This is a genomic window from Luteimonas pelagia, assembly GCF_054776035.1.
Window position 1 is genome coordinate 365,898 of record NZ_BAAHCG010000001.1, and the last position, 24,672, is coordinate 390,569.

A 24,672-nucleotide genomic window follows, 5' to 3' on the forward strand; every position below is an offset into this window, starting at 1 on the left:
GCATTTGCTACTGAATCCATTCAGTGATCTCCGCCGTGGAGAACCGCCATGTCCCACCGACCTGGAACGCGTGGATCTTCTTGGCTGCGGCCAGCCTGTAGATCGTCCGGTCCGTGACCTTCAGGAACTCTGCGACCTGTCTGAGGGTGAGGATCTCCCCCGCGTCAGCATTGGATGTCATGGTTCTGACCAATCGTGAGCAATTATGGGTAAGATAGACAAGCTATTCATGGTCATAACCATATGCGTACGGCTTACTGATACAGCCCAAAATGAATCGCCCCGGCTTTCGTAGACACCTACGAGCCTGAAAATCCCGCCTGCCATTCGAACTCTACCGGAAGCCTGCCTCCGTTGGATCCGTGCCGGCGTTTGGGGCTGTAGAACATCTCCATGTAATCGAACACGTCGCTCCTGGCGGCGTCCCGGGTCAGGTAGATCCGGCGCTTGATCCGCTCGCGCTTGAGCAACTGGAAGAAGCTCTCGGCCACGGCGTTGTCGTGGCAGTTGCCGCGCCGGCTCATGCTGCAGACGATGCCGTGTGCCTTCAGGAACGCCTGCCACTCGCTGCCCGTGAACTGGCGGCCCTCGTCGGAGTGCAGCACCAGGCCCGGTGCCGGCTTTCGCCGCCACACCGCCGCCAATAGGGCCTGCAGCACCAGGTCGGCCTGCATCCGGCCCTGCATCGACCAGCCGACGACCTGCCGCGAGTACAGGTCCAGCACCACCGCCAGGTACAGCCACCCCTCGTGCGTGCGGATCTAGGTGATGTCGGTGACCCAGTGCGTGTTCGGCGCCGGCACGTCGAGCTGGCGGTCGAGGTGGTTCGGCGCCACCGTCGACACCACGCCGCTGCGGGGACGCGGGCGACGACCGTAGCCGACCTGCGCCCGCCGCCCTTCCCCCTTCATGAGCCGCGCCACCCGGTGCTTGCCGCAGGTCTCGCCCAGGTCGCGCAGGTCCGCGGTGACCTACCGGTAGCCGTAGACCGTGCCGCTCACCAGCAATGCCTGCTTGACCAGACCCAGCAAGCGCCGGTCCTCTCGGTGACGGCCGCTGTGCGGCCGTCGCTGCCAGGCGTAGAACCCGCCGCGCTGCACGCCCAGCACCTAGCAAATGCTGGTGATGCGGCACTCGTCTAGGTGCGATTGCATGAACCCGTACTTCGCCCTTACCCCTTGGCAAAGTACGCCCGGCCTTTTTTAGAATGTCGCGCTCCTCCGCCACCCGCCGCAGCTCGGCCTCAGGCGCCGGTTCTCGGACGCAAGGGTGGTATCGTCCCGGCGCTCCTGTGGTGCCTTGTGATGCAAGCGGACCCGCTCGTACATCGAGTGCACGCTCACCCCTAGCGGGGGCCGCCCCTGGTCGATCACCTGCGGGCCGCTTCCGCCTTGAACTCATCCGTGTACCGCTTGCCGCACATGTCCACCTCCGCCATTGCCGAAATGTACGGCTTGGAGATGTCTAGAGAAGCCGGGGCGATTCATCATGCCAGAAAGCTCTACTTGTCGGGTGTCTACCTACCGGGGAAGCTTACGACTTGAGCGCGACCTAGACTTGAGGCCGGTCTCGCACTGCAGTTGCCAACATCTCCCCGGCTAGAGAGAACGTCTTCAGTAAAGAAGTCTGGACAGCGACTTGCGCAGCGCAGCGTAGAACTTCGAATCGCGTCACAGAAGCAGCCAACTGGCGGCGACGTCAGCACCTGCCGCACAGGCGCGGCTGGCGAACCCGAACACACACACTCTCTCTCTTAAGGGGCGAGAAACCACTCACCCCAGCAAAGACCGCCTACGGATTCGCTTGAGGTGAGAGCCGGACCGCAGTCGCCTTCCCGTCGAGCATGTACCAACAGTTCTTCGTGAAGGCAGACTGCTTCTCGATGTCCACATCCGCAATGGCATCGGCACCGATCGCAAAAGCGGCGATCTTGAGATCCAGCATGAGGGAATGTTCCGCGGGCGCCGTCTCGACGAAACTGCGGTGACACCTCCCGGCGTCGACCTCCCCCAGGACGGTGGCACCCTCCGGAACCGTGGCAAGGACCTCGATCCCCTGAGAGGCCGCGCGCTGGTCACTGAGGCTGGTGTAGGACATGTCGTTGCCGATGCGGACGTTGGAGCTGTACGTCGCACAGCCCGTCAGCGCGACCCCCACAATCAGTCCCAAGCATGCTCTGAGCGTCATGTCTTCCCCCTAGTTCCGGATTCGGACGACCCTACTACAGGAGAGAAGTGCCCCCAACGGCACGACGACCCCCAAGCAACGACGCCGGGCCGCGCATGCAAGGCCAGACGGTCGGCTCGATGGTCACGAGATGGGCACACGCTGGGCACAGCGTCCGCACCGTCAGGCAACGAAAAAGGGCCAATGGGTTGCAACCCATTGGCCCTTCTCGACTTCTGATGGCGCGCCCGGAAGGATTCGAACCTCCGACCCCCAAGTTCGTAGCCTGGTGCTCTATCCAACTGAGCTACGGGCGCGCAGGCGGCGCATTATGCGGATTGCGCTGCGGTGCGTCAATGGTCGCCGCGGCCAGGTTCAGCCGGCGTGGACGCGACGTTCCGCGACCTGCCCGACGCGGGCCCGCAGGCGTCCGCGCAAGAAAAAAGCCGCTGTTTCCAGCGGCTTTTCCTTGACTGGCGGAGAGTGAGGGATTCGAACCCTCGATAGAGCTTTTGACCCTATACTCCCTTAGCAGGGGAGCCCCTTCGGCCTCTCGGGCAACTCTCCGGTTTGTGCAGCTTGCAGCGCATCGCGCCGCATTCGCGACGCGAAAGGATAGCCGGTCGGCCCCCTTTGCGGCAAACCTCGGCCGCAGGAAACTTCAGCCGCGATCGCCTTCCCCGCTCTCCGCGGGCTCGTCGCCCCGCTGGATGCGCTGGTAGATCTCCTCGCGGTGGACGGCGACGTCCTTGGGCGCGGTGATGCCGATCCGCACCTGGTTGCCCTTCACGCCGAGCACGGTCACGGTGACCGAGTCGCCGATCATCAGGGTTTCGCCGACGCGTCGGGTCAGGATGAGCATGGGATTCTCCTTGTTGCCGGCTCGGGGGGCGTGCCGGCGTGGCCCGGTGGGGGTCCGGGCGGGCTGTCCGTAAGACTTCCAGCGCCCCACATGTTAAGGGCGCGGCCTCGCGTGCCACAAGCGCGGCGGGTCACAGCCTGGCGCGCCGGCCGGGGCCAGGCGCGTGTCCTGTCAGGCTGCCCGGCCGGCCACCCAGTCCGGCACGTCCTCGAGCGCGCGCGCGAGGTCCGGGCCGTCGGGCCCGCCACCCTGCGCCATGTCGGGCCGTCCGCCGCCCTTGCCACCGATGCGCTGGGCGACGTGCGACATCAGTTCGCCCGCCTTGACCCGCTGCTGCGCGGCACCGCCGACGCCGGCCACCAGCGCGGCCTTGCCGTCGCTGACACCGGCCAGCAGTACCACGGAGTCGCCCAGCTGCTGGCGCAAGCGGTCCACCGCCTCGCGAAGCGCCTTGGCGTCGAACCCCTCGAGCCGGTGCGCCACGACCTTGATGCCGTCGACGTCACGTGCCGACGCGGCCAGGTCCGACGTCGCGCCTGAGGCCGCCTTGGCCTTGAGCGAGGCGAGTTCCTTCTGCAGCTTCTTCTGCTGGTCGAGCAGCATGCGCAGCTTTTCCGAGACTTCCGCGGCACTGCCGCCGAGCAGCGACGCGGCTTCGGCCAGCGCGGCTTCCTCGCGCGCGACGTGGTCGAGCGCGCCCTGTCCGCTCACCGCCTCGATGCGGCGCACGCCGGCGGACACGCCGCCTTCGGACACGATCTTGAACAGCCCGATGTCGCCGGTGCGGCCGACGTGGGTGCCGCCGCACAGCTCCGTTGAACCTTCGCCCATCCGCAGCACGCGCACGCGCTCGCCGTACTTCTCGCCGAACAGGGCCAGCGCGCCGAAGTCGAGCGCCTCCTGCATGCCCATGTGGTGCACTTCGGCTTCGTGGTTGGAGCGGATCTCCGCGTTGACGCGGCGCTCGACCTCGGCGACCTCGTCGGCGGTCATCGGCTGGAAGTGCGAGAAGTCGAAGCGCAGGCGGTCGGGCGCGACCAGCGAGCCCTTCTGCTGCACGTGGTCGCCGAGCACCTGGCGCAGCGCGGCGTGCAGCAGGTGGGTCGCCGAATGGTTGAGCACGGTGGCCGCGCGGCGCGGCCCATCGATCACGCCGACGACGTGGTCGCCGGTGCGCAGCGTGCCGGCCTTGACCGTGCCCACGTGGCCGTGGAACTGGCCGGCGAGCTTGACGGTGTCCTCGACCTCGAACAGCACGCCCTGCTCGGCGAGCTGGCCGGCGTCGCCGACCTGGCCGCCGGACTCGGCGTAGAACGGCGTGCGGTCGAGGATGACGACGACGTCCTCCCCGTCGCGGGCTTCGTCGACCGGCCGGCCGTCGCGCAGCAGCGCGACGATTTCCAGCCCACCGGCCTCGTCGTGCTCGTAGCCGAGGAACTCGGTGGGCTGCAGGCGGGCGATGAGGTCCGCGGGCAGCGCGGTCGCCCCGGCGAACTTGCCGGCGGCCCGGGCGCGCTCGCGCTGCTGCTGCATCGCGGCCTCGAATCCGGCCTCGTCGACGGACAGGCCGCGCTCGCGCGCGATGTCGGCGGTCAGGTCGACCGGGAAGCCGTAGGTGTCGTACAGGCGGAAGGCGTCCTCGCCCGGGATGGTGCCTTCGCTGCGCGCGGCGACCTCGTCGAAGATCCGCATGCCCTGCTCCAGCGTCTCGCCGAAGCGCTGCTCCTCGGCACGCAGCGCCTGTTCGACGAACTCGCGCTTCGCCGCGAGCTCCGGATACGCCTCGCCCATGATCTCGACGAGCGGCGCGGCCATCTTCCAGAAGAACTCGCCGCGCACGCCGAGCATCCAGCCATGGCGCAGCGCGCGGCGGATGATCCGGCGCAGCACGTAGCCGCGGCCCTCGTTGGACGGCAGCACGCCATCGACGATCAGGAACGCGCAGGCGCGGATGTGGTCGGCGATGACGCGCAGCGACTTGTTCTCGAGGTCGCCGGTCGACGTGAGCGCCGCGGCGGCCTTGATCAGGTGCTGGAACTGGTCGGTCTCGTAGTTGCTGTGCACGTGCTGCAGCACGGCGGCCAGGCGCTCCAGGCCCATGCCGGTGTCGACGCACGGCGCGGGCAGCGGCTGCAGGCTGCCGTCGGGCTGGCGGTCGAACTGCATGAAGACCAGGTTCCAGATCTCGATGAAGCGGTCGCCGTCCTCGTCGGGCGAACCCGGGGGGCCCCCTTCATACGACGGGCCGTGGTCGTAGAAGATTTCGCTGCAGGGGCCGCACGGACCGGTGTCGGCCATCTGCCAGAAGTTGTCGCTGGCGAACGGCGCACCCTTGTTGTCGCCGATGCGGATGATGCGGTCCTCCGGCAGGCCGACCTCGTCGCGCCAGAGAGCGAAGGCTTCGTCGTCCGTGTGGTAGACGGTCGCGAGCAGGCGCTCGGGCGGCAGGCCCCAGGTTTCCGTCAGCAACTGCCAGGCCCAGAGGATCGCGTCCTTCTTGAAGTAGTCGCCGAAGCTGAAGTTGCCCAGCATCTCGAAGAAGGTGTGGTGTCGCGCGGTGTAACCGACCTGGTCGAGGTCGTTGTGCTTGCCGCCGGCGCGCACGCAACGCTGGCTGGAGGTCGCGCGGGTGTAGCTGCGCTTCTCCGCGCCCAGGAACACGTCCTTGAACTGCACCATGCCGGCGTTGGTGAACAGCAGCGTCGGGTCGTTGCCGGGGACCAGCGGGCTGGACGGCACGGCGGCGTGGCCGCGGGCCTGGAAGAAGCCGAGGAAGTCGCGGCGGATCTGGTTGCTGCTGGGGACGGACTGGGTGGCCATGGGGTCTTCGGGAGCGGATCGTGGGCGGACAGCGGGTGGCCACCGGCCCTGGAGGGCGGCGGCGTGGCGGGTTCGCCGGGATCGCAAAGGGTATCAGCGGTGGGGTGCCGGGGCACGGGTGGCCGACGGCGAGGCGGTCCACAGCCAGCCCCTCCGTAGGAGCGCCTCAACAGGCGCGATGCCGTGACCCCATGGCGCCGAAGGGCGTCGGGCAGTAGCGTCATCATCGCGAAGATCGCGCGCGTAGGCGCGCTCCTACAGGGGTCTGGCAATCAGTCGTCGTCCGGGTCGCCGGAAAGGGCGGCGCGGACCTGGTCGCCTTCGAAGCCGCGCCGGTAGAGGAAGTCGGCGGCCTTGCGGCGGCGGGCGTGGTCGCGGGGGTCGAGGGTGCCGAAGCGGCGGGCGACCAGGTCGCGGGCCGCCTCGGTCCAGTCGCCATCGTGGTTGGCGAGCGTGCTCGAGACCAGCGCATCGTCGAGGCCGTGCATCGCCAGTTCGGCCCGGACCCGAACGGGGCCGTGGCCGGCGCCGGCACGGCTGCGCATCAGGCTTTCGGCGAAGCGGGCCTCGTCCTGCCAGCCGGCGTCGCTGACGCGTTCGACGGCTTCGCGGGCGGCATCAGGTTCGATGCCGCGCGCCTCGAGCTTGGCGGTGAGTTCGCGCCGCGAATGCTCGCGGCGGCTGAGCAGGCCGATTGCGCGTTGGACTGGCGTCTGTTCGCGGCGCTTGCGGGGTCGCGTCGCCTCGGCGCCCTCGCCTTCCGCCATGGCGCCGGTGTCGCGTTCGTTCGCGGCCTGGTGTTGCGTCGATGCGTCCTCCGCGGCGCGCGCACCAAACGGCGCTCGCCGGCGGCGGCCTGACGAGGATCCGCCGCCGCCGGCGATGCCGGTCCCAGGTACGTGCCCGCGGCGCATCAATCCTCGTCGGAGGCGTCGTCGCCGTCCTCTTCGGAGGCGGCACCCTGCGGCACGAGCTTCTCGCGCAGGATGCCCTCGATCTTCTGCGCCACGTCCGGGTTCTCCTTGAGGAACTGGCGGGCGTTCTCCTTGCCCTGCCCCAGGCGCTCGTCGAACGCGCTGTACCAGGCGCCGGACTTCTCCACGACCTTGGCGTCCACGCCCAGGTCGATCAGCTCGCCCTCGCGGGAGATGCCCTCGCCGTACAGGATCTCGGTGACGACCTGCTTGAACGGCGGCGCCATCTTGTTCTTGACGACCTTGATGCGGGTCTGGTTGCCGATGATCTCGTCGCCCTTCTTGACCGAGCCGATGCGGCGGATGTCCAGGCGCACCGAGGCGTAGAACTTCAGCGCGTTGCCGCCGGTGGTCGTCTCCGGGCTCTGGCCCGGCATCATGATCCCGATCTTCATGCGCAGCTGGTTGATGAAGATCACCATGCAGTTGCTGCGCTTGATGTTGCCGGTGAGCTTGCGCAGGGCCTGGCTCATCAGGCGCGCCTGGAGGCCCGGCAGCTGGTCGCCCATCTCGCCCTCGATCTCGGCGCGCGGGGTGAGCGCGGCGACCGAGTCGATCACCACCATGTCGACCGCATTCGAACGCACCAGCATGTCGGCGATCTCGAGCGCCTGCTCGCCGGTGTCCGGCTGGCTGAGCAGCAGGTCGTCGATGTTGACGCCCAGCTTCTGCGCGTAGATCGGGTCGAGCGCGTGCTCGGCGTCGATGAAGGCCGCGGTGCCGCCGGCCTTCTGGCACTGGGCGATGGTCTGCAGGGTGAGCGTGGTCTTGCCCGAGGACTCCGGCCCGTAGATCTCGACCACGCGGCCCTTGGGCAGGCCGCCGATGCCGAGCGCCGCGTCGAGCATCAGCGAGCCGGTGCCGATGACCTCGGCCGCCTCGACGGTGCGGTCGCCCATGCGCATGACCGAGCCCTTGCCGAACTGCTTCTCGATCTGGCCCAGGGCGGCGGAAAGGGCGCGCTTCTTGTTCTCGTCCATGGCGGTGTCCTCGGAGTCTTGGAAGGGAATCTTGTGTGCTGGTCGAAAGGCTAGCGGCGGCGCATCGCACGGGCTGAGACGGGTGCGGCGGGGATCGAGATTGCGCCGGCCCGCGTGCTGAGGGCAGCGGCAGGCGCCCTGCCCCCGCGTCGGGAAACACCGCGCGCGCGCATCGCCCCCACCCTCACCGGTTGGGCCTCACCAGGCCGCAGTACAGGCCCTCGATGGCGAAGTCCTGGTCGGGCTGCACCTCGATCGGCGCGTAGTCGGGGTTGCGCGGCAGCAGGCGGATGCGGCCCTGCGCCATCTTGAGCAGCTTGACGGTGACCTCGTCCTCGATGCGCGCCACCACGATCTGCCCGGAGCGCGCGTCGGACGTGCGGTGCACGCCGATCAGGTCGCCGTCGAAGATGCCCTCGTCGCGCATCGAGTCGCCGTTGACCTTGAGCAGGTAGTCGGGCGCCGGCGAGAAGAACACCCGGTCGAGCAGGACGAAGTCGTCGGCCATCGGGTCGACCGCCGCGCCGATCGGCAGGCCCGCGGCGACGCGGCCGAGCACCGGCAGGCGCAGCGCGTCCTCGTTCGCGGCCGGCGGCTGCGCGGGGGCCGTGGCCTCGGCGGCGAACAGGTCGCCCTCGCCGTGCAGCGCCTCGGGCGGCAGGAGCAGCTTCAGGCCGCGCGCCTTGCCCGGGATCCGGCGGATCGCGCCAGCCTGTTCGAGCGCCTCGAGGTGGTACTGCACCGCGCGCACCCCGGCGAAACCCATCGCCCGTGCGAGTTCGGTCTGCGACGGCGGCATGCCGTCGCGCGCGATGCCCTCGGCGATGAGGCCGAGCAGCGTGCGCTGGGTGTCGGTCAGGTCCATGGTGGGTAGTATTACTACTAACAAACGGGTCCCGCAAGGGCCGGACGCGGGCACGCGTGGCGCGTGTGGCGCGGATGCCGCCTTCGGCGGCGCAGGGGTGCGGCGATTGCTGGGGATTTGGGGTTGCGCGGGGTCGCGCCCCGAGGTGCGCTCCTACAGGGGCACCGGAATCGCGGCGGTTTGGAGGAGCGGAGGCCTCACGCACGCATGGCGCCGGCGCGTCGCGGGCGCGGTGATCGCGGCGACGCTCAGTCGGTGATGGGGACGAGGCCCTGGAGGGCGGCGGCGACGGTCTGGCGGCGGATGGCGTCGCGGTCGCCGTCGAAGTGGAAGACCTCGGCGCGGGGATAGCCGCCGCGACGTTTCCAGGCGATCCACACGGTGCCGACGGGCTTGTCGTCCGTGCCACCCCCGGGGCCCGCGATGCCGGTGACGGCCACCGCGACGCTGGCGCCCGAGTGCACGAGCGCGCCGGACACCATCTCGATCGCGGTCTCCTGGCTGACCGCGCCGTGCTCGGCGAGCGTGTGAGGGTTCACGCCCAGCAGCGCCTGCTTGGCCTCGTAGCTGTAGGCCGCCATGCCGCAGTCGAACCATCCGGAGCTGCCGGCGATGTCGGTCACCGTCTTGGCGATCCAGCCGCCCGTGCAGCTCTCGGCGGTCACCAGCATGTGGTGGTGGTCGCGCAGGCGCGCGCCGATGGATTCGGCGAGGGCGTGGAGTTCGGCGTCGGAAGGGTGGGGCATGGGAGCGGAACCGCGCGGGATGCCGTGCGTTTTAGCCGATCCGTGTCGCGATGTCGCCCCGCCCGCACGCCCCGGTTGCGACCATGCGCGCCTTCACCGCGGGCGACGCCCCGGGGCGGCTTGGGCGCCCGGAAATGGATCCCCGCCTTCGCGGGGATGACGAGCAGGAACACCGTCATTCCCGCGAAAGCGGGAATCCATGCCGCACGGGCAGCGGAGGCCATGGATCCTCGCGTGCGCGGGGATGACGAACAGGGACCCCGTCATTCCCGCGAAAGCGGGAATCCATGCCGCGCGGGCAGTGGAGACCATGGATCCTCGCGTGCGCGGGGATGACGAACAGGGACCCCGTCATTCCCGCGAAAAGCGGGAATCCATGCCGCACGGGCAGCGCAGACGATGGATCCCTGCGTGCGCGGGGACGACGAACAGGAACCCCGTCATTCCCGCGAAAGCGGGAATCCATGCCGCGCGGGCAGCGCAGACGATGGATCCCCGCGTGCGCGGGGATGACGAACAGGGACCCCGTCATTCCCGCGAAAGCGGGAATCCATGCCGCACGGGCAGCGGAGACCATGGATCCCCGCGTGCGCGGGCAGACGAACAGGGACACCGTCATTCCCGCGAAAGCGGGAATCCATGCCGCGCGGGCAGCGCAGACGATGGATCCCTGCGTGCGCGGGGATGACGAACAGGAACCCCGTCATTCCCGCGAAAGCGGGAATCCATGCCGCACGGGCAGCGGAGACGATGGATCCCCGGGTGCGCGGGGATGACGGCATGGGGGATGCCGCGCACCGGATGCCCGCCCGACCCAGGTGCGCGCGAAAAAAAAACGGCCCGCCGGAGCGGGCCGTTCGTACAGCGCAGGTCGGGACTCAGTACGCGACGCGCAGGGTCACGCCGTAGGTGGCCGGGGCGCCGAGGAACGCGTTGTAGGTGTTGCGCGGGTCGTTCGGCTGCGGCGAGCCGACCGCCTGCAGCGGGCCGTCGAAGCCGACCTGCACGTAGTCCTCGTCGAAGATGTTCAGGCCCCACACCTCCACCATCCAGCGGTTGTCGCGGCGGCCGAAGCCGAAGCGCGCGTTGACGATGCCGTAGGCGTCCTGTTCCTTCTCGACGTCCAGGTCCGAACCGGTGTTGTAGTCGGACATCCACTTGCCGCCGATGTTGAAGCGGCCCATCAGGTTCGAGCCAACGTCCCACTCGTAGGTCGCCGACATCGAGGCCGACAGTCGCGGCGCGAAGCTGACGCGGCTGCCCGGCAGCTTGTACAGCTGGCCGTTCGGGGCCTGGAAGTCGGCACCCGGGATCTCGTCCGCGTAGCGGGTGTCGGCGTACATCAGGCCGCCCTGGAGCGAGAGCCCGCGCACGGCGGCCGGGTTCCACAGGACCTCCATGTCGATGCCCTTGGACACGACTTCCGGGATCGCGCGGACCACGAAGCTGGTGCCCAGGAAGCTGTTGAGCTGGAAGTCGTCGTAGGTCTGGTGGAAGGCGGTGGCGTTCCAAAGCAGGTTGCCGTCGGCCCAGGTCGTCTTGACGCCCAGCTCGAAGCTGTTGACGAACTCCGCCGGGAACGAGGTGTCGTTGACCGGGATGATGCCCGGGCCGCCGCTGGACAGGCCGTTGGACGACTGCACGCGGTCGAGGTTGAAGCCGCCGGCCTTGTAGCCGCGCGCGGCCGAGGCCCAGCCCATCACCGTGTCGTTGAAGCGGTACGCGCCCTTCAGGGTGCCGGACCACTCGCTCTCGTCGCGTTCCTGCTCGTTGATGCGGCCGTTGTGCAGCGCGTTCGCCCACGGCAGGCACATGAAGCCGGCCACCTGCGGCGCGACGGCGGCGATCAGCGCGGCCTGCGTCTCCGGCGGCAGCGCCGCGAAGCCGGTGATGCGCTGCGCCAGCGCGCCGCCCACGGCCGCGGCGGGATTGGCCAGCACCGAGCCGCAGCCGATGCTGCCGTTCGGGTTGGTGTGGACCGACCGCAGTTCCTTGTCCTCGCGCGTGTAGCGCAGGCCGAGGGTCAGGTCGAACGCGTCGGTCGCGTGCCAGGTGTTGTTGGTGAAGAACGCCAGGCTCTTCGCGTTCTGGCGGTGGCGGTCACGCGCGCCCAGGCCGGAGAAGTTCGTGCCGAACGGCCGGCCGGTCAGCTGCGAGAAGAACAGCTGCGGGTTGCTCTGGTCCACCGTGATGCCCAGCGGCGCGAAGGGCGCGAGCTGCGCGGCGAGCCCGCCGAGCACCTGCTGCCCCACCAGCGTGGACACGTACGGCTCGTAGGCCGCGCCCAGTCGGTAGGACTCGTTCCGGTCCAGGTCCTCGTCGGCGTAGAACATGCCGACCATCCAGTCGAAGGCGTCGCTGCCGCCGGTCAGGCGCAGTTCCTGGCTGAAGGTGTCGAAGCCCGTGAACGCGTCGTCGCGCTCCGGGTTGCGGTACAGGATGTCGGCGGTGGTGAAGTCGAAGTCCAGGCCGTTGATCGACTGCCACTCGCGCGCGGCGGTGATCGAGGTGAGCGTGGCATCCCCGAACAGCCCCGTGTCCCAGTCGACCTGCGCCGACAGGCCCTTGTCCTTGATGTCCTGCGCGGTGCTGCGGTTGCTGTAGGCCACCCGCGCGAACGGATCGGCCGGGATGGCGATCGCGTTGCCGCCGCCCAGCAGGTTCAGCAGCGGGCCGGTGGCGCCGGTCACCAGCTGCACGCCGGTGCAGCAGTTCTCCTCGCGGCTGGTGTAGTCGCCGATGACCAGCACGTCCACGTCCTCGGTCGGTTCGACCAGCAGCTGGCCGCGGAACAGGTGGTAGTCCTGGTCGTAGTCCTTGTCCTCGGTGCGCGGCCCCTGGCCGGTCACCACGTCCATCCAGCCGTCGCGCTTGCGCTTGGCCGCGTAGATGCGGAAGGCGCCGTTGTCGGCGATCGCGTCGTTGTAGGAGGCGGACACGCCCAGCGCGTTGTAGTTGCCGACGGTGACCTCGGCCTCGGCGCGCTGGGTGTAGCTCGGCCGGCGGGTCACCACGTTGATCACGCCCGCGGAGGTGTTCTTGCCGAACACGGTGCCCTGCGGGCCCTTGAGCACCTCGATGCGCTCGAGCTCGCCCAGGTCGCCGAAGCCGACCGAGTTGCGCGGGCGGTACACGCCGTCGATCACCACGCCGACCGACGACTCCAGGCCGGCGTTGTCGCCGACGGTGCCGATGCCGCGGATGCGCGCGGTGGTGACCGCCTCGCTCTGGGTGCTGGTGACCGTCAGGCCCGGGACCACGACCTGCAGGTCCTTGATGTCCTTGACGCCCTGGTCCTGGAGGATCTGGAAGTCGAGCGCCGTGACCGAGATCGGCACGTCCTGCAGCGCTTCCTCGCGCTTCTGCGCGGTGACCACGATGGTGGACAGGGTCGTCGCCTCGTCCTCCTCCTCCGTCGCCGGGGACGCGTCCTGGGCGATGGCGGGCAGCGCCACGCAGGTGGCCAGCGCCACGAGCACGGCCGAAGTGAGCAGGTTGCGACCGGGTTTGGCGTGCGACGACATGGACTCCCCCTTTTCTATTGGATTCGGCTGGCGGCCCGCGCGCTCCTGCGCGGCGAGCCGGATCTGGTCAGGTCCGCACCACTCCCCTGGTGCGTGGGTGCCCGCGGGTCCCGCGACATGCCGTGGTGGGGGGAACACGGCATGGATCGCGCGGGCGGACGGCCCGGGCGAACGCTAGCACAGGGCCATACGGGTGGGAACGGTGCCGGATGGCATGGATGCGCCCCGGGATGTCGCGGCACAAGCGCCGGGAAAAAAAGAACCCCGGCCGGAGCCGGGGTTCCCGAGTGACGCCGTTATGCGCGGATCAGTAGGCGGCGGCCGCCGACACCGCCGCGGCGGCGTCGATGATGCCGTTGCCGATCGGCTGGTCGTTGCTGCCGGGGAAGGCCCGCAGGGTGCTCTTGAGGATCGACTCCACCTGCGCCGGGGTGAGCGGCGTGGTGGCGACGGACTGCATCAGCGCCACGGTCGCGGCCACGTGCGGGGCCGCCATCGAGGTGCCGGCCATGCACATGTAGTTCTCCGTGGACGGATCCTTCGTGCCGGAGTTGCCGGTGGACACGATCAGCGTGGTGCAGTCCGGGCTGTCGCCGCCCGGTGCGGCCACGTCGATCTTGCTGCCGTAGTTCGAGTAGCTGGCCCGCGTGCCGCTCTTGTTGGTGGCGGCCACGTTGATCACGTTGTTGCAGCTGGCCGGCGTGAAGCCCGCGGCGTCCGCATTGTCGTTGCCCGCGGCCACCACGACGGTCGTGCCACGCGCGACCGTGGCATTGATCGCGTTCTGGTAGGTGCTCGAGCACGACCCGCTGCCGCCAAGCGACATGTTGATGACCTCGGCGGGGTTGGCATTGGCCGGCACGCCGGACACGCTGCCACCCGAGGCCCAGGTCATGCCGTCCACGATGTCGGAGGTGTAGCCGCCGCCACGTCCCAGCACGCGCACCGGGACGACCTTGGCGCCGTACGCGCCGCCGATCACGCCGAGGTTGTTGTTGCCCACCGCCGCGACGGTGCCGGCCACGTGGGAGCCGTGCCAGCTGGAGCTGTAGTTGCGGTAGTAGTCGCCCGGATCGTGCGCGTCCGCGTCGCGGCCATCGCCGTCGCCCGCCACCCGGCTGCTGCTGATGAAGTCGTAGCCGGGGAGGATGTTCCCGACCAGGTCGCTGTGGTCGGTGTAGCCGGTGTCGAGCACGGCGACGACGATGGCGCTGCCGTCTGCCATGTTCCAGGCCTGGTCGGCGCGGATGCCGCCGGGACCGGACTGCATGCCCCACAGGTAGGTGGCGTAGTGCGTGTCGTTTGGCGTCATCAGCGGCTTCATGATCTGGTCGACCTCGACGTACACGACGTTCGGGTCGGCCGCGATCTGGCGCATCACGGATTCGGCTTCCACGCGATCCAGGCCGCGGTTGGCGCGCACGACCACGCCACCCACCGACAGCGTGCGCAGGCGTTCCAGGCCCACGGCCTTCCCGCTCGCGTTCGCCGCGCCGGCCAGGTTGCCGCGCTGCTGCGCAGCGGTGGTCCCGTCGCGGTACTTCACGATGAACTGGTCAAAGCTGGCCTGGTCGGCGGCATGCAGGCCGGCGATGTCGGCGCGTCCGGCGGCGGCGACGGTGCCGGAGAATCCGGCGGTCAACGCGACCGCGACGGCGGCGGCCAGCATGCCCGGACGCAGGGTGTTCGACTTCGACATCAGGTACTCCCCTCAACGAAAATGGAAAAATTGAACGTCAAGACGCCCGCGGCCCGGCACGTGCCGGGCGCGTCCTCCAACGTGGTCGCGGTCTCTCCCCCGCCCCGTCCCGACCGTAGGCAGGAAATCCGGCGGGGGGCAAGGAAAGCAGTCTTAACGGTTTAACGGATCCCCCGCGCCCGGGCCTGCGGATGACCGTTAGGCACGGAAAAACAAGGGGAATCCGACGCGTCCACACGTCCACCCCGGGCCCCGGGGACCGGCGCGGCAAACGAGACACCCGTCACGCACGATGTTGCAGGGCGGCAAGGCGTTCCGCGGCCCGGACCGCGTCGTCCCCTACACTTCCGCCCCACGATGAGCCCAGACGACCACGCCCAGCACACGCCCCTGATGCGCCAGTTCTTCGCCGCGAAGGCGGCGCACCCGGACATCCTGCTGTTCTTCCGGATGGGCGACTTCTACGAACTGTTCCACGACGACGCGCGGCGCGCGGCCAGGCTGCTCGACATCACCCTGACCCAGCGCGGGCAGTCCGCGGGCCAGGCGATCCCGATGGCCGGCGTGCCGGTGCATGCGTACGAGGGCTACCTGGCGCGGCTGGTGGCGCTGGGCGAGTCGGTGGCGATCTGCGAACAGATCGGCGACCCGGCGCAGTCCAAGGGCCTGGTCGAACGCAAGGTGGTGCGCATCGTCACCCCGGGCACGGTGACCGACGAGGCATTGCTGGACGAGCGGCGCGACACGCTGCTGCTGGCGGTGGCGCGCGGCGGCTCGGCGACGAAGGGCTGGCGCTACGGCCTGGCCTGGGCGGACCTGGCCGGCGGGCGGTTCCTGGCCAACGAGGTCGCGGGCGAGGACGCGCTGGAGGCGGAACTCGCGCGGCTCGAGCCGGCCGAGGTGCTGGTGCCCGACGAGGAGGGCTGGCCGGTCGCCGTGTCGACCCGCGGCGGCCTGCGCCGGCGCGCACCCTGGCTGTTCGATGCGGAGGCCGGGCGGCGGCAGTTGCTTGCGTTCTTCGGCGTGCACGACCTCGCCGGCTTCGGCATCGAGGACCAGCCGCTGGCGACCGCGGCGGCGGGCGCGCTGCTCGGCTACGTCGAGGAAACGCAGAAGCAGCGGCTCCCGCACCTGACCGCGATCGCGGTCGAGTCGGGCGATGGGGCGATCGCCATGAACGCCGCCACCCGCCGGCACCTGGAACTGGATTCGCGCGTGGACGGTGAGGTCCGGCACACGCTGCTGGGCGTCCTGGATTCCACGGTCACCCCGATGGGCGGGCGCCTGCTGCGGCGCTGGCTGCATCGGCCGCTGCGCGACCACGGCGTCCTGCGCCTGCGGCACCAGGCCGTGGCCACGCTCGTGGAATCCGGGGCGGGCGATGCATTGCGCGAGACGTTCCGCGCGCTCGGCGACCTGGAACGCATCCTGTCGCGCGTGGCGCTGCGCAGCGCGCGGCCGCGCGACCTGTCCACCCTGCGGGACGGCCTGTCCCTGCTGCCGGACGTGCGCACGCTGCTCGAGCCGCTCGACGCGCCGCGCCTGGCCACGCTCTCGGCGGAACTCGGCGCGCACGACGACACCGCCGCCCTGCTCCGTCGCGCGCTGGTCGAACAGCCGCCGGTGCTCTCGCGCGACGGCGGCATGCTCGCGGAGGGCTACGACGCCGAACTCGACGAACTGCGCGCGCTCTCCACCAGTGCCGACAACGTGCTGGTGGAACTCGAGCAGCGCGAACGCGAGGCCAGCGGCATCGGCACGCTGAAGGTCGGCTACAACCGCGTGCATGGCTATTACCTCGAGGTCGGCAAGGCGCACGCCGGCAAGGTGCCGACGCACTACACCCGGCGGCAGACGCTGGCCAACGCCGAGCGCTACATCACCGAGGAACTCAAGGCGTTCGAGGACAAGGTGCTGGGCGCGCGGGAGCGCTCGCTGGCCCGCGAGAAGGCCCTGTACGAGGCACTGGTCGAGACGCTGGCCGCGGACCTCGAACCGCTCAAGCGCTGCGCCGCGGCGCTGAGCGAACTGGACGTGCTGGCGTGCTTCGCCGAACGCGCGGCGCTGCTGGACTGGGCGCGGCCCGAGCTGTCCGATTCGCCCGGGCTGCACATCGAGCGGGGCCGGCATCCCGTCGTCGAGGCCGTGCGCGACGCGCCGTTCGAACCCAACGACCTGGTGCTGGGCGACGAGCCGGTCGAACGCGACGGCGGCGAGGCGGTCGGCCCGCGCCGGATGCTGGTGATCACCGGCCCGAACATGGGCGGCAAGAGCACGTACATGCGGCAGAACGCGCTGATCGTGCTGCTGGCGCACATCGGCAGCTTCGTGCCGGCGGCACGCGCGGTGCTGGGGCCGATCGACCGCATCCTGACGCGCATCGGCGCCGGCGACGACCTGGCGCGCGGGCAGTCGACCTTCATGGTCGAGATGAGCGAGACCAGCTACATCCTCCACCACGCGACGGACCGGTCGCTTGTGCTGATGGACGAGATCGGGCGCGGCACGTCGACCTACGACGGACTGGCGCTGGCCGAGGCCTGCGCGCGGCACCTGGCCGCGACCAACCGCAGCTACACCCTGTTCGCCACGCACTACTTCGAGTTGACCGCCTTGGCGACGCCGGGCAGCGGCATTGCCAACGTGCACCTGGACGCGGTGGAGCACCGCGGCCCGGACGGCTCCGAGCGGCTGGTCTTCATGCACGCGGTCAAGGACGGCCCGGCGGACCGGAGCTTCGGGCTTCAGGTCGCGGCCCTGGCCGGGTTGCCGCCGGCGGTGGTGCGGCAGGCACGCGGTCGGCTGGCCGAGCTGGAGCAGGCCGGGCGGGATGCGCCGCGGCCGTCGATGGACCGCGAGGCGCTGGATGCACCGCAGCAGATCGGGCTGTTCGCGCCGCAGGCCGCGGCGCTGTCGGCGCTGGCCGAGCTCGACCCCGACGACCTGACGCCGAAGCAGGCGCTCGAGGCCCTGTACCGCCTCAAGTCCCTGGGCTGACGGCGCTTTTCCGCGGTCTCCGGATCCATCGCGCGCGTAGGCGCGCGCCTACAGGGCGTACCGACGCCCCTGTAGGAGCGGGGCTTGCACCGCGACCGCTCTCCCCGCGCCGGGTGGCCTGCCTTCCGCGGGGTCGCGCCCCAAGGTGCGCTCCTACAACAGCGGCCCCGCCTTCCCCCTGCAGGACCGCCTCTACAGGCGCGATGGCTTGCGCCGCGCACCTTCGGCCCCCGCGCCGTCATTCCGGCGAAAGCCGGAATCCACCTGTCGCGGCTTGCGGGGCCATCGCGCGCGTAGGCGCGCTCCTACAGCGTGGCGGCTTGGATGAAACCCACGGTTTTGATCGGGGGAGGCTATCGAATCATTCGTTACATGCGATTTCATTGATGCCTTGAAGCGGCGTAGTGTCAATGGGTCCCCTGCCGTCCAGCCACCGCAGCCCGCCATCCGCCAGGAGCAAGCCCATGAACGACGAATCCCAGTGCCCCGTCGCCAAGACCCCGCGACGCGCCCGCCGGAACAGCGACTGGTGGCCGGAGGCACTCGACCTGTCGATCCTCCACCAGCATTCCGAACTCTCCGACCCGATGGTCGAGGACTTCGACTACGCCAAGGAATTCGAGTCGCTCGACCTGGACGCGGTGATCTCCGACCTGCACGACCTGATGACCGACTCGCAGTCCTGGTGGCCGGCCGACTACGGCCACTACGGCCCCTTCTTCATCCGCATGGCGTGGCATGCCGCGGGCACCTACCGCATCTTCGACGGCCGCGGCGGCGCCCGCTCGGGCGAACAGCGCTTCGCCCCGCTCAACAGCTGGCCGGACAATGGCAACCTGGACAAGGCGCGGCGACTGCTGTGGCCGATCAAGAAGAAGTACGGGCGCAAGCTGTCCTGGGCGGACCTCTTCATCCTCGCCGGCAACGTCTCGCTGGAATCCATGGGCTTCAAGACCTTCGGCTTCGGCGGCGGGCGCGAGGACGTATGGGAACCGCAGCCGATCGACTGGGGCCCGGAATCCACCTGGCTGGGCGACGAGCGCTACAGCGGCGAGCGCGAACTGGCCAATCCGCTCGGCGCGGTGCAGATGGGCCTGATCTACGTCAATCCGGAGGGCCCGAACGGCAACCCGGACCCGAAGGCGTCCGCGCGCGACATCCGCGAGACCTTCGCGCGCATGGCGATGAACGACGAGGAGACCGTCGCGTTGACCGCCGGTGGCCACACCTTCGGCAAGTGCCATGGCGCCGGCCCGGTCGACAACGTCGGCCCTGAGCCCGAAGGTTCCAACATCGAGGAACTCGGCTTCGGCTGGGCCAACAAGCTCGACAGCGGCTGCGGACCGCACACCATCACCAGCGGCATCGAGGGCGCCTGGACCCCGACGCCGACCAAGTGGGACATGGCCTACTTCGAGACGCTGTTCAAGTACGACTGGGAGCTCACCAAAAGCCCGGCCGGCGCGCACCAGTGGAAGCCCAAGGGCGACGCGGGCAAGGACACCGTTCCCGACGCGCACATCAAGGGCAAGGCGCACCAGCCGATGATGACCACCGCGGACCTGGGCATGCGCTTCGACCCGGTGTACGAAAAGATCTCGCGCGACTACCTCGCCAACCCCGACAAGTTCGCCGACGCCTTCGCGCGCGCCTGGTTCAAGCTCACCCACCGCGACATGGGGCCGAAGCGCCGGTACCTCGGCAAGCTGGTGCCGGAAGAGGACCTGATCTGGCAGGACCCGGTGCCCGAAGTGGACCACCCGCTGGTGGACGACGGCGACATCGCCACGCTGAAGAAGACGCTGCTCGACTCGGGCCTGTCGGTGCAGGACCTGGTCAAGACCGCCTGGGCCTCGGCCTCGACCTTCCGCGGCACGGACCTGCGCGGCGGCGCCAACGGCGCGCGCATCCAGCTCGAGCCGCAGAAGGACTGGGAGGTCAACGAGCCCAATGAACTGCAGCGCGTGCTGGGCGTGCTGGAAAAGGTGCGCAAGGACTTCAACGACAAGGCCACCGGCGGCAGGAAGATCTCGCTCGCCGACCTGATCGTGCTGGGCGGCAGCGCCGGCATCGAGGCCGCGGCCAGGAAGGGCGGCCACGACGTCACCGTGCCGTTCACCCCCGGCCGTACCGACGCCACCGCCGAGCAGACCGACGCCAGCTCGTTCGAGGTGCTGGAGCCGGCGATCGACGGCTTCCGCAACTTCGTGCGCAAGGGCGACGAGGAGCAGACCGCGTACGCGCTGGTCGACCGGGCCGCGCTGCTGCAGCTCACCGCGCCGCAGCTGACCGCGCTCATCGGCGGCATGCGCGCGATCGGGGCCAACTTCGGCAACACCATGCACGGCGTGCTGACCGACCGCCCGGGCGCGTTGACGAACGACTTCTTCGTCAACCTGCTCGACATGTGCACAAAGTGGCGCAGGACCGAGGAAAACGAACACGTCTTCGAGGGCCTGGACCGCGCCACGGAGAAGCGCAAGTGGACGGCGACGGTGGCCGACCTGATCTTCGGGTCGAACTCGCAGCTGCGCGCGCTGGCGGAGGTGTATGCCGCCGACGATGGCCAGAAGGACTTCGTCAACGACTTCGTGAAGGCCTGGGTGCACGTGATGGAGGCCGACCGCTTCGATCTGCATCGCTGACAGGGAAGGCGATTCGTGGCGCGCCGCGCACGCGCGTCCTGGCCCCGCTCCGGCGGGGCCTTCTTTTTTTCCGGGGGATCATCGTGGTTGCACCCCCCCTCCCCTGCCTGCAGGGGAGGGTCGGGGCGGGGTGCTCCTGCCGACGCGAGTCGGGGCACCCCCTCCCAACCTCCCCCTGCAAGCAGGGGGAGGGGCGATGTCAGGTGGCGTCGATGTCGCCGAGGGCGCGGATCAGGCGACGGGCGCGTTTGTCGGGACGCCCTTCGGGTGGCGTGTAGCCGGCGCGCTCGGCCGCGCGTTGGGCGCGGGCCGCTTCGCGCGCGTGTTTCGAATCGAGTGATTCCTCGTACAGCGCCTGCGCGACCGACGCGGGGCCGCGCGCGTCCGACACGCCGCGCACGGCGACCTCGAACTGTTCGCCATTGCGGTCGATCGACAGCGCATCACCGGCACGCACCGCGCGCGACGGCTTCGCGCGCTGCCCGGCCACGTGCACCTTGCCGCCCTCCACCGCCGCCCGCGCGAGCGCGCGTGTCCGGAAGAACCGGGCGGCCCAGAGCCAGACGTCCAGGCGGATGGTGTCGGGTGTCGCGTCGTCCATGCGGCGGAAGTCGTGGTCGTCGAACGCCTTCATCGTAGCGCCGACCGCGCGCGCTGGAAGTGCGCGACAGGCGGGTGGTTCAGGGACCGGTTCGCGCGTCGCGGCGACCGGCGAGTTCCCGCGCCAGTTCGATGCTGCGGGGCGCGGCCAGGCCGCCCCGGCGCTGGTCGATGACGGCCAGCCGGGTGCCCGCGGCGTCGAGGTCGCCCGCGTCCATCGCCGCTTCGACCGCGTCGAGTTCGCTCGACACCTCGCGGGCGAGTCGCTCGCGGCACGCCGAAAGCGCGTCCGCATCCACCGGCCCGGCACGCTCCGGGTCGAGCCGGTCGAGCGCGCGGGCGAAGTGCCGCCGGTCGATGCGCGGATGCTCGCCGCGGGACATCTGCATCCGCTCGATCGACTCGATGCAATGCGCGCGCAATGACGCCTGGCTGTCGGCGTCCATCGCGCGGTTCGGCAGGTCGCGCACCCCGGTGACGTAGACGAACCGGCTGCGCGACTGGACCCGTTCGAGCAGGTCGGTGGCCGGCGGGCTCAGGGCGTCCCCGCCCAGCACGTCGCTGCCCGCGTTGAGGAGCGCGCCGCGGAACACGTCCGGGAAGTCGATCGCCAGCCGGAACGCGGTCCGCGAACCACCCGAGTAACCGCCGGCGTAGACCCGGGCCGGGTCCACCGGGTGGCGCAACATGAGGTTGTGGGCGGCATGCAGCGCCAGCGGCAGCCGGCGCACCAGCAGGTTCTGGTCGTTGCCGCTGTCGCGCGCCGACACCAGGATCATGCCGTGCGCGTCGAGCGCGCCCTGGAACTCGCGCGGGCCGGTCGCCTCGTCGAAGGGCGAGACCCAGACCATGAGTGCGTAGCGGCCGTCGGCACGCGGTGCGGGCGGCACGTAGACGTCGAAGCGGGCCTGCCGCAGGTCGACCGGCGCGGCCTCGAGCTGCGTCCCGGTGGCCTGGATGTAGCGCTCCAGGCGATCGGCGGTGGTCGGCGTCTGGGTCCGGCGCGCCAGCTCGAGCGCACCGGCCAGGGGTGAATACCGGTCGAAGGTCTCGTTCGCGGACACACCCGCGGCGTCCGCCTGCGCCACGCACAGGCACGCCACCAGGGCTGCGATCGCGGGCCGGCGGGACATGGGCCGGATTCTGTCACCGAAGACCCGGGCGTGCCTGTCGTCCCGAGCATCGCGAGGGACCTGCTTGTTCCATCTGCCGCCCGAGAAAAAACAGGAGCAGGTCCCTCGCTGCGCTCGGGACGACAGGGGGGGGGGGCGGAAACGAGAACGGCCGCCCTGGGGCGGCCGTTCGGGGCACGTGCGCCGGATCCGGCGACGTCGCGCGGATCACTCCGCGGCGGCGGCCTTCTGCGCCTTGGCTTCGGCCTTGGCCTTGGCCTGGGCAGCCAGGTCCTCCTTGATGCGCGCCTTCTTGCCCTCCAGGCCACGCAGGTAGTACAGCTTGCCCGCGCGCACCTTGCCGCGACGCTTCACCTCGACCGAGTCGATGGCGGCGCTGTGGGACTGGAACACGCGCTCGACGCCGAAGCCGTGCGAGATCTTGCGCACGGTGAAGGCGGAGTTCAGGCCGGCGTTCTTGATGCCGATCACCACGCCCTCGTAGGCCTGCAGGCGCTCGCGGTTGCCTTCCTTGACCTTCACGTTCACGACGACGGTGTCGCCCTGGCTGAAGTCGGGCAGTTCGCGCTGGACCTGGGCGGATTCGAATTCCTGGAGCAGAGTGTGGATCGAGGGCTTGTTCATGGTGGTTGCCTTTGCTGGCGCCGTCGTTGCGGCGCACGCCTGTTGGAGTCGTTGTCTGCGCGAGTGCACGTGGACCCGCGTCATGGCACTTGGTACGGCAGTTCGCGACGCGCGCGAAGCCGCGCATTCTAACGGGAAAAATCCCGGCGCGTCCAGCGCTTAGGCGTCGCCGGAGGGCTCGTCCTGGGCGGCGGCCCAGTGGGCCCTGAACGCGTCCAGCAGGGCCCGGTCCTGCCTGGAGAGCCCGGCCTCGTCGAGCAGGTCCGGCCGCCGGAGCCAGGTCCGCCCCAGGGCATGCTGGCGGCGCCAGCGGGCGATCTCGGCGTGGTTGCCGGACAGCAGGACGTCCGGCACCTGCCCGAGTTCATGTTCCACCGGGCGGGTGTAGTGGGGGCAATCGAGCAGCGGCAGGTCGTCGTCGCAGGCGCCGAAGCTGTCCTGGGCGGCCGACTCGGCGTCGTTCAGGGCGCCCGCCTGCAGGCGGGCGACCGCGTCGATGACCACCGCGGCGGCCAGTTCGCCGCCCGACAGCACGTAGTCGCCGATCGACAGCTCCTCGTCGACCTCGGCCGCCACGAGGCGCTCGTCGATGCCCTCGTAGCGACCGCAGAGCAGCACCAGGCGCTCGCGACCCGCCAGTTCGCGGACCTTCCGCTGGGTCAGGCGCTCGCCCTGCGGCGTCAGGTAGACCACCTTCGCGGGCGCCGGGTCGGCCGCGCGCACGGCGGCCAGGCACGCGCGCAAGGGGTCGATGAGCATGACCATGCCCGGGCCGCCGCCGAACGGGCGGTCGTCCACGCGGCGGTAGTTGCCCTCGGCGTAGTCGCGGGGGTTCCAGCCGTGCAGCGACACCAGCCCGCGCTCCCCCGCCCGCCCGACCACGCCGTGGCCGGCGACCTGCTCGACGAACTCGGGGAACAGGCTGACGAGGTCGATGCGCATGGGAGCCAAGTCTCCGGCAGGTCCGGCCAGTGTCGTCCCGAGCATAGCGAGGGACCTGCTTCGTCGCTTGCCGTCTCGTGGGGAAGCAGGTCCCTCACTGCGTTCGGGACGACAGGGCGTGGTCGGGACGACAGGGTGTGGTCGGGACGACGTGTGGTCGGGACGGCAGGGTGTGTTCGGGACGGCAGGGATGCGTCAGAAATCCGGGTCCCAGTCCACCGTGATCGTGCCGGCGTCCATGTCGACGGCGGTGACGTACTGCGGCTGGATGAAGGGAATGACGCGCTCGCGGTCGCCGCGCACGACCATCACGTCGTTGGCGCCGGTGGGCATCAGGTGGGCGACGGTGCCCAGGTGGACCCCTTCGACGGTGTGGACGCGCAGGCCCTCCAGGTCGACCCAGTAGTACTCGCCCGGCGCAGGGGGCGGCAGGACGTCGCGCGGAACGAGGATCTCCTGGCCGCGCATCGCCTCGGCGGCGTCGCGGTCCTCGATGCCGGGCAGGCGCGCGACCACGCCCTTGGCCGTCTCGCGGCCGCGCACGTCCTCGAGTTCCGTGACGTTGCCACGCGCGTCGCGCAGCAGCCACGGCCGGTACTTGAGGATCCGCGCGGGCGGATCGCTCCAGGACTCGACCTTCAGTTCACCGCGCACGCCGAACGCGCCCAGGATCCGGCCCATCGGGACGGTTCGGGGGCGCGTGGCGTCGTTCATCGCGGGGGCGCGGGCCGGGGCCCGCGCGGCGCCGTCAGGCGGCGTCGGTGCCGGCGGTCTTGGCCTGCTTGTACAGCGCGCGGACCTTGTCGCTCATCTGGGCGCCCTGGCCCATCCAGAACTCGGCGCGCTCGATGTTCAGCTCGACCGGCTTGTCCTGGCCGGAGGCGACCGGGTTGTAGTAGCCCAGGCGCTCGATGTTGCGGCCGTCGCGGGCGCTGCGGCTGTCGGTCACGATGATGTGGTAGAAGGGGCGCTTCTTGGCGCCACCACGCGTCAGGCGGATCTTGACCATAGGTTCTTCGGTGTTGCCCAGCTGCCAGGATGGCAGGGTAAGCCGGCAAGTATAGCGGCTCGGCCGGGGCCGTGGAACCTTGCTGG

At 70.0% G+C, this 24,672-nt stretch carries 18 protein-coding genes, 2 tRNA genes and 1 pseudogene; 2 read left to right on the forward strand and 19 right to left on the reverse strand.

Annotated features, from left to right (window positions below; all coding sequences use genetic code 11):
- Positions 1-7: 7 nt before the first annotated feature.
- From ACYU7H_RS01680 to ACYU7H_RS01740, 13 genes and pseudogenes are all read right to left on the reverse strand, one after another.
- The gene (locus ACYU7H_RS01680) at positions 8-181 is read right to left on the reverse strand and encodes a helix-turn-helix domain-containing protein (RefSeq protein WP_460811966.1); all 174 of its coding nucleotides are present in this window, start codon (positions 179-181) and stop codon (positions 8-10) included.
- Positions 182-299: 118 nt separating this feature from the next.
- Positions 300-1,423, reverse strand: a pseudogene (locus ACYU7H_RS01685) (IS3 family transposase).
- A 368-nt stretch (positions 1,424-1,791) separates the two neighbouring features.
- Positions 1,792-2,187: a hypothetical protein gene (locus ACYU7H_RS01690; protein ID WP_460811968.1), complete on the reverse strand. Its 396-nt coding sequence runs from the start codon at positions 2,185-2,187 to the stop codon at positions 1,792-1,794.
- A 219-nt stretch (positions 2,188-2,406) separates the two neighbouring features.
- Positions 2,407-2,483, reverse strand: a tRNA-Arg gene (locus ACYU7H_RS01695).
- Positions 2,484-2,640: 157 nt separating this feature from the next.
- Positions 2,641-2,733, reverse strand: a tRNA-Ser gene (locus ACYU7H_RS01700).
- Positions 2,734-2,827: 94 nt separating this feature from the next.
- Positions 2,828-3,028: a carbon storage regulator CsrA gene (gene csrA / locus ACYU7H_RS01705; protein ID WP_460811970.1), complete on the reverse strand. Its 201-nt coding sequence runs from the start codon at positions 3,026-3,028 to the stop codon at positions 2,828-2,830.
- A 171-nt stretch (positions 3,029-3,199) separates the two neighbouring features.
- Complete coding sequence (gene alaS, locus ACYU7H_RS01710) at positions 3,200-5,848, reverse strand: alanine--tRNA ligase (RefSeq protein ID WP_460811972.1); 2,649 nt, start codon at positions 5,846-5,848, stop codon at positions 3,200-3,202.
- A 272-nt stretch (positions 5,849-6,120) separates the two neighbouring features.
- Positions 6,121-6,615: a regulatory protein RecX gene (locus tag ACYU7H_RS01715; RefSeq protein WP_460811974.1), complete on the reverse strand. Its 495-nt coding sequence runs from the start codon at positions 6,613-6,615 to the stop codon at positions 6,121-6,123.
- A gap of 146 nt (positions 6,616-6,761) precedes the next feature.
- On the reverse strand, positions 6,762-7,802 hold the full coding sequence (gene recA / locus ACYU7H_RS01720) for a recombinase RecA (RefSeq protein WP_460811975.1): 1,041 nt from the start codon (positions 7,800-7,802) through the stop codon (positions 6,762-6,764).
- 184 nt (positions 7,803-7,986) lie between these two features.
- Entirely contained in the window at positions 7,987-8,667 is a 681-nt protein-coding gene (lexA, locus tag ACYU7H_RS01725) for a transcriptional repressor LexA (protein ID WP_460811977.1), read from the reverse strand.
- 248 nt (positions 8,668-8,915) lie between these two features.
- Positions 8,916-9,413 carry a CinA family protein gene (locus ACYU7H_RS01730; protein ID WP_460811978.1) on the reverse strand — a complete coding sequence of 166 codons (498 nt, stop codon included), beginning with the start codon at positions 9,411-9,413 and terminating at the stop codon, positions 8,916-8,918.
- Positions 9,414-10,291: 878 nt separating this feature from the next.
- Positions 10,292-12,937, reverse strand: coding sequence for a TonB-dependent receptor (locus ACYU7H_RS01735; RefSeq protein WP_460811980.1), 2,646 nt, complete (start codon positions 12,935-12,937; stop codon positions 10,292-10,294).
- Positions 12,938-13,244: 307 nt separating this feature from the next.
- Positions 13,245-14,636 carry a S8 family peptidase gene (locus tag ACYU7H_RS01740; protein WP_460811982.1) on the reverse strand — a complete coding sequence of 464 codons (1,392 nt, stop codon included), beginning with the start codon at positions 14,634-14,636 and terminating at the stop codon, positions 13,245-13,247.
- A gap of 357 nt (positions 14,637-14,993) precedes the next feature.
- On the opposite strand from ACYU7H_RS01740, the gene mutS reads away from it, so the two are divergent.
- Positions 14,994-17,633 (forward strand): DNA mismatch repair protein MutS, encoded by a 2,640-nt coding sequence (mutS, locus tag ACYU7H_RS01745; protein ID WP_460811983.1) that lies wholly within the window; start codon positions 14,994-14,996, stop codon positions 17,631-17,633.
- A 464-nt stretch (positions 17,634-18,097) separates the two neighbouring features.
- The gene (gene katG / locus ACYU7H_RS01750; protein WP_460811985.1) at positions 18,098-20,278 is read left to right on the forward strand and encodes a catalase/peroxidase HPI; all 2,181 of its coding nucleotides are present in this window, start codon (positions 18,098-18,100) and stop codon (positions 20,276-20,278) included.
- A 199-nt stretch (positions 20,279-20,477) separates the two neighbouring features.
- Here katG and ACYU7H_RS01755 read toward each other — a convergent pair whose 3' ends face one another.
- The 6 genes from ACYU7H_RS01755 to rpsP form a co-directional block, all read right to left on the reverse strand.
- The gene (locus ACYU7H_RS01755) at positions 20,478-20,879 is read right to left on the reverse strand and encodes an RNA-binding S4 domain-containing protein (protein ID WP_460813027.1); all 402 of its coding nucleotides are present in this window, start codon (positions 20,877-20,879) and stop codon (positions 20,478-20,480) included.
- 79 nt (positions 20,880-20,958) lie between these two features.
- Complete coding sequence (locus ACYU7H_RS01760; protein WP_460811986.1) at positions 20,959-22,011, reverse strand: alpha/beta hydrolase family protein; 1,053 nt, start codon at positions 22,009-22,011, stop codon at positions 20,959-20,961.
- 207 nt (positions 22,012-22,218) lie between these two features.
- Positions 22,219-22,635, reverse strand: a complete 417-nt coding sequence (gene rplS, locus ACYU7H_RS01765) for a 50S ribosomal protein L19 (protein WP_460811988.1) — start codon at positions 22,633-22,635, stop codon at positions 22,219-22,221.
- A 159-nt stretch (positions 22,636-22,794) separates the two neighbouring features.
- The gene (gene trmD / locus ACYU7H_RS01770; protein ID WP_460811990.1) at positions 22,795-23,577 is read right to left on the reverse strand and encodes a tRNA (guanosine(37)-N1)-methyltransferase TrmD; all 783 of its coding nucleotides are present in this window, start codon (positions 23,575-23,577) and stop codon (positions 22,795-22,797) included.
- A gap of 195 nt (positions 23,578-23,772) precedes the next feature.
- A complete protein-coding gene (gene rimM / locus ACYU7H_RS01775; protein WP_460811991.1) occupies positions 23,773-24,291 on the reverse strand; it encodes a ribosome maturation factor RimM in 519 nt (172 codons plus the stop codon).
- A gap of 34 nt (positions 24,292-24,325) precedes the next feature.
- Complete coding sequence (gene rpsP, locus ACYU7H_RS01780; RefSeq protein ID WP_460811993.1) at positions 24,326-24,586, reverse strand: 30S ribosomal protein S16; 261 nt, start codon at positions 24,584-24,586, stop codon at positions 24,326-24,328.
- Positions 24,587-24,672: the final 86 nt, after the last annotated feature.

Bases quoted from the DNA above. Each gene is read 5' to 3' on its own strand.
- trmD (WP_460811990.1), bottom strand. From the start codon at position 23,577: ATGCGCATCGACCTCGTCAGCCTGTTCCCCGAGTTCGTCGAGCAGGTC.
- ACYU7H_RS01680 (WP_460811966.1), bottom strand. From the start codon at position 181: ATGACATCCAATGCTGACGCGGGGGAGATCCTCACCCTCAGACAGGTC.
- ACYU7H_RS01715 (WP_460811974.1), bottom strand. From the start codon at position 6,615: ATGGCGGAAGGCGAGGGCGCCGAGGCGACGCGACCCCGCAAGCGCCGC.
- ACYU7H_RS01730 (WP_460811978.1), bottom strand. From the start codon at position 9,413: ATGCCCCACCCTTCCGACGCCGAACTCCACGCCCTCGCCGAATCCATC.
- lexA (WP_460811977.1), bottom strand. From the start codon at position 8,667: ATGGACCTGACCGACACCCAGCGCACGCTGCTCGGCCTCATCGCCGAG.
- ACYU7H_RS01755 (WP_460813027.1), bottom strand. From the start codon at position 20,879: ATGGACGACGCGACACCCGACACCATCCGCCTGGACGTCTGGCTCTGG.
- rpsP (WP_460811993.1), bottom strand. From the start codon at position 24,586: ATGGTCAAGATCCGCCTGACGCGTGGTGGCGCCAAGAAGCGCCCCTTC.
- ACYU7H_RS01740 (WP_460811982.1), bottom strand. From the start codon at position 14,636: ATGTCGAAGTCGAACACCCTGCGTCCGGGCATGCTGGCCGCCGCCGTC.
- alaS (WP_460811972.1), bottom strand. From the start codon at position 5,848: ATGGCCACCCAGTCCGTCCCCAGCAGCAACCAGATCCGCCGCGACTTC.
- rplS (WP_460811988.1), bottom strand. From the start codon at position 22,635: ATGAACAAGCCCTCGATCCACACTCTGCTCCAGGAATTCGAATCCGCC.
- katG (WP_460811985.1), top strand. From the start codon at position 18,098: ATGAACGACGAATCCCAGTGCCCCGTCGCCAAGACCCCGCGACGCGCC.
- ACYU7H_RS01735 (WP_460811980.1), bottom strand. From the start codon at position 12,937: ATGTCGTCGCACGCCAAACCCGGTCGCAACCTGCTCACTTCGGCCGTG.
- ACYU7H_RS01690 (WP_460811968.1), bottom strand. From the start codon at position 2,187: ATGACGCTCAGAGCATGCTTGGGACTGATTGTGGGGGTCGCGCTGACG.
- recA (WP_460811975.1), bottom strand. From the start codon at position 7,802: ATGGACGAGAACAAGAAGCGCGCCCTTTCCGCCGCCCTGGGCCAGATC.
- mutS (WP_460811983.1), top strand. From the start codon at position 14,994: ATGAGCCCAGACGACCACGCCCAGCACACGCCCCTGATGCGCCAGTTC.
- csrA (WP_460811970.1), bottom strand. From the start codon at position 3,028: ATGCTCATCCTGACCCGACGCGTCGGCGAAACCCTGATGATCGGCGAC.
- rimM (WP_460811991.1), bottom strand. From the start codon at position 24,291: ATGAACGACGCCACGCGCCCCCGAACCGTCCCGATGGGCCGGATCCTG.
- ACYU7H_RS01760 (WP_460811986.1), bottom strand. From the start codon at position 22,011: ATGTCCCGCCGGCCCGCGATCGCAGCCCTGGTGGCGTGCCTGTGCGTG.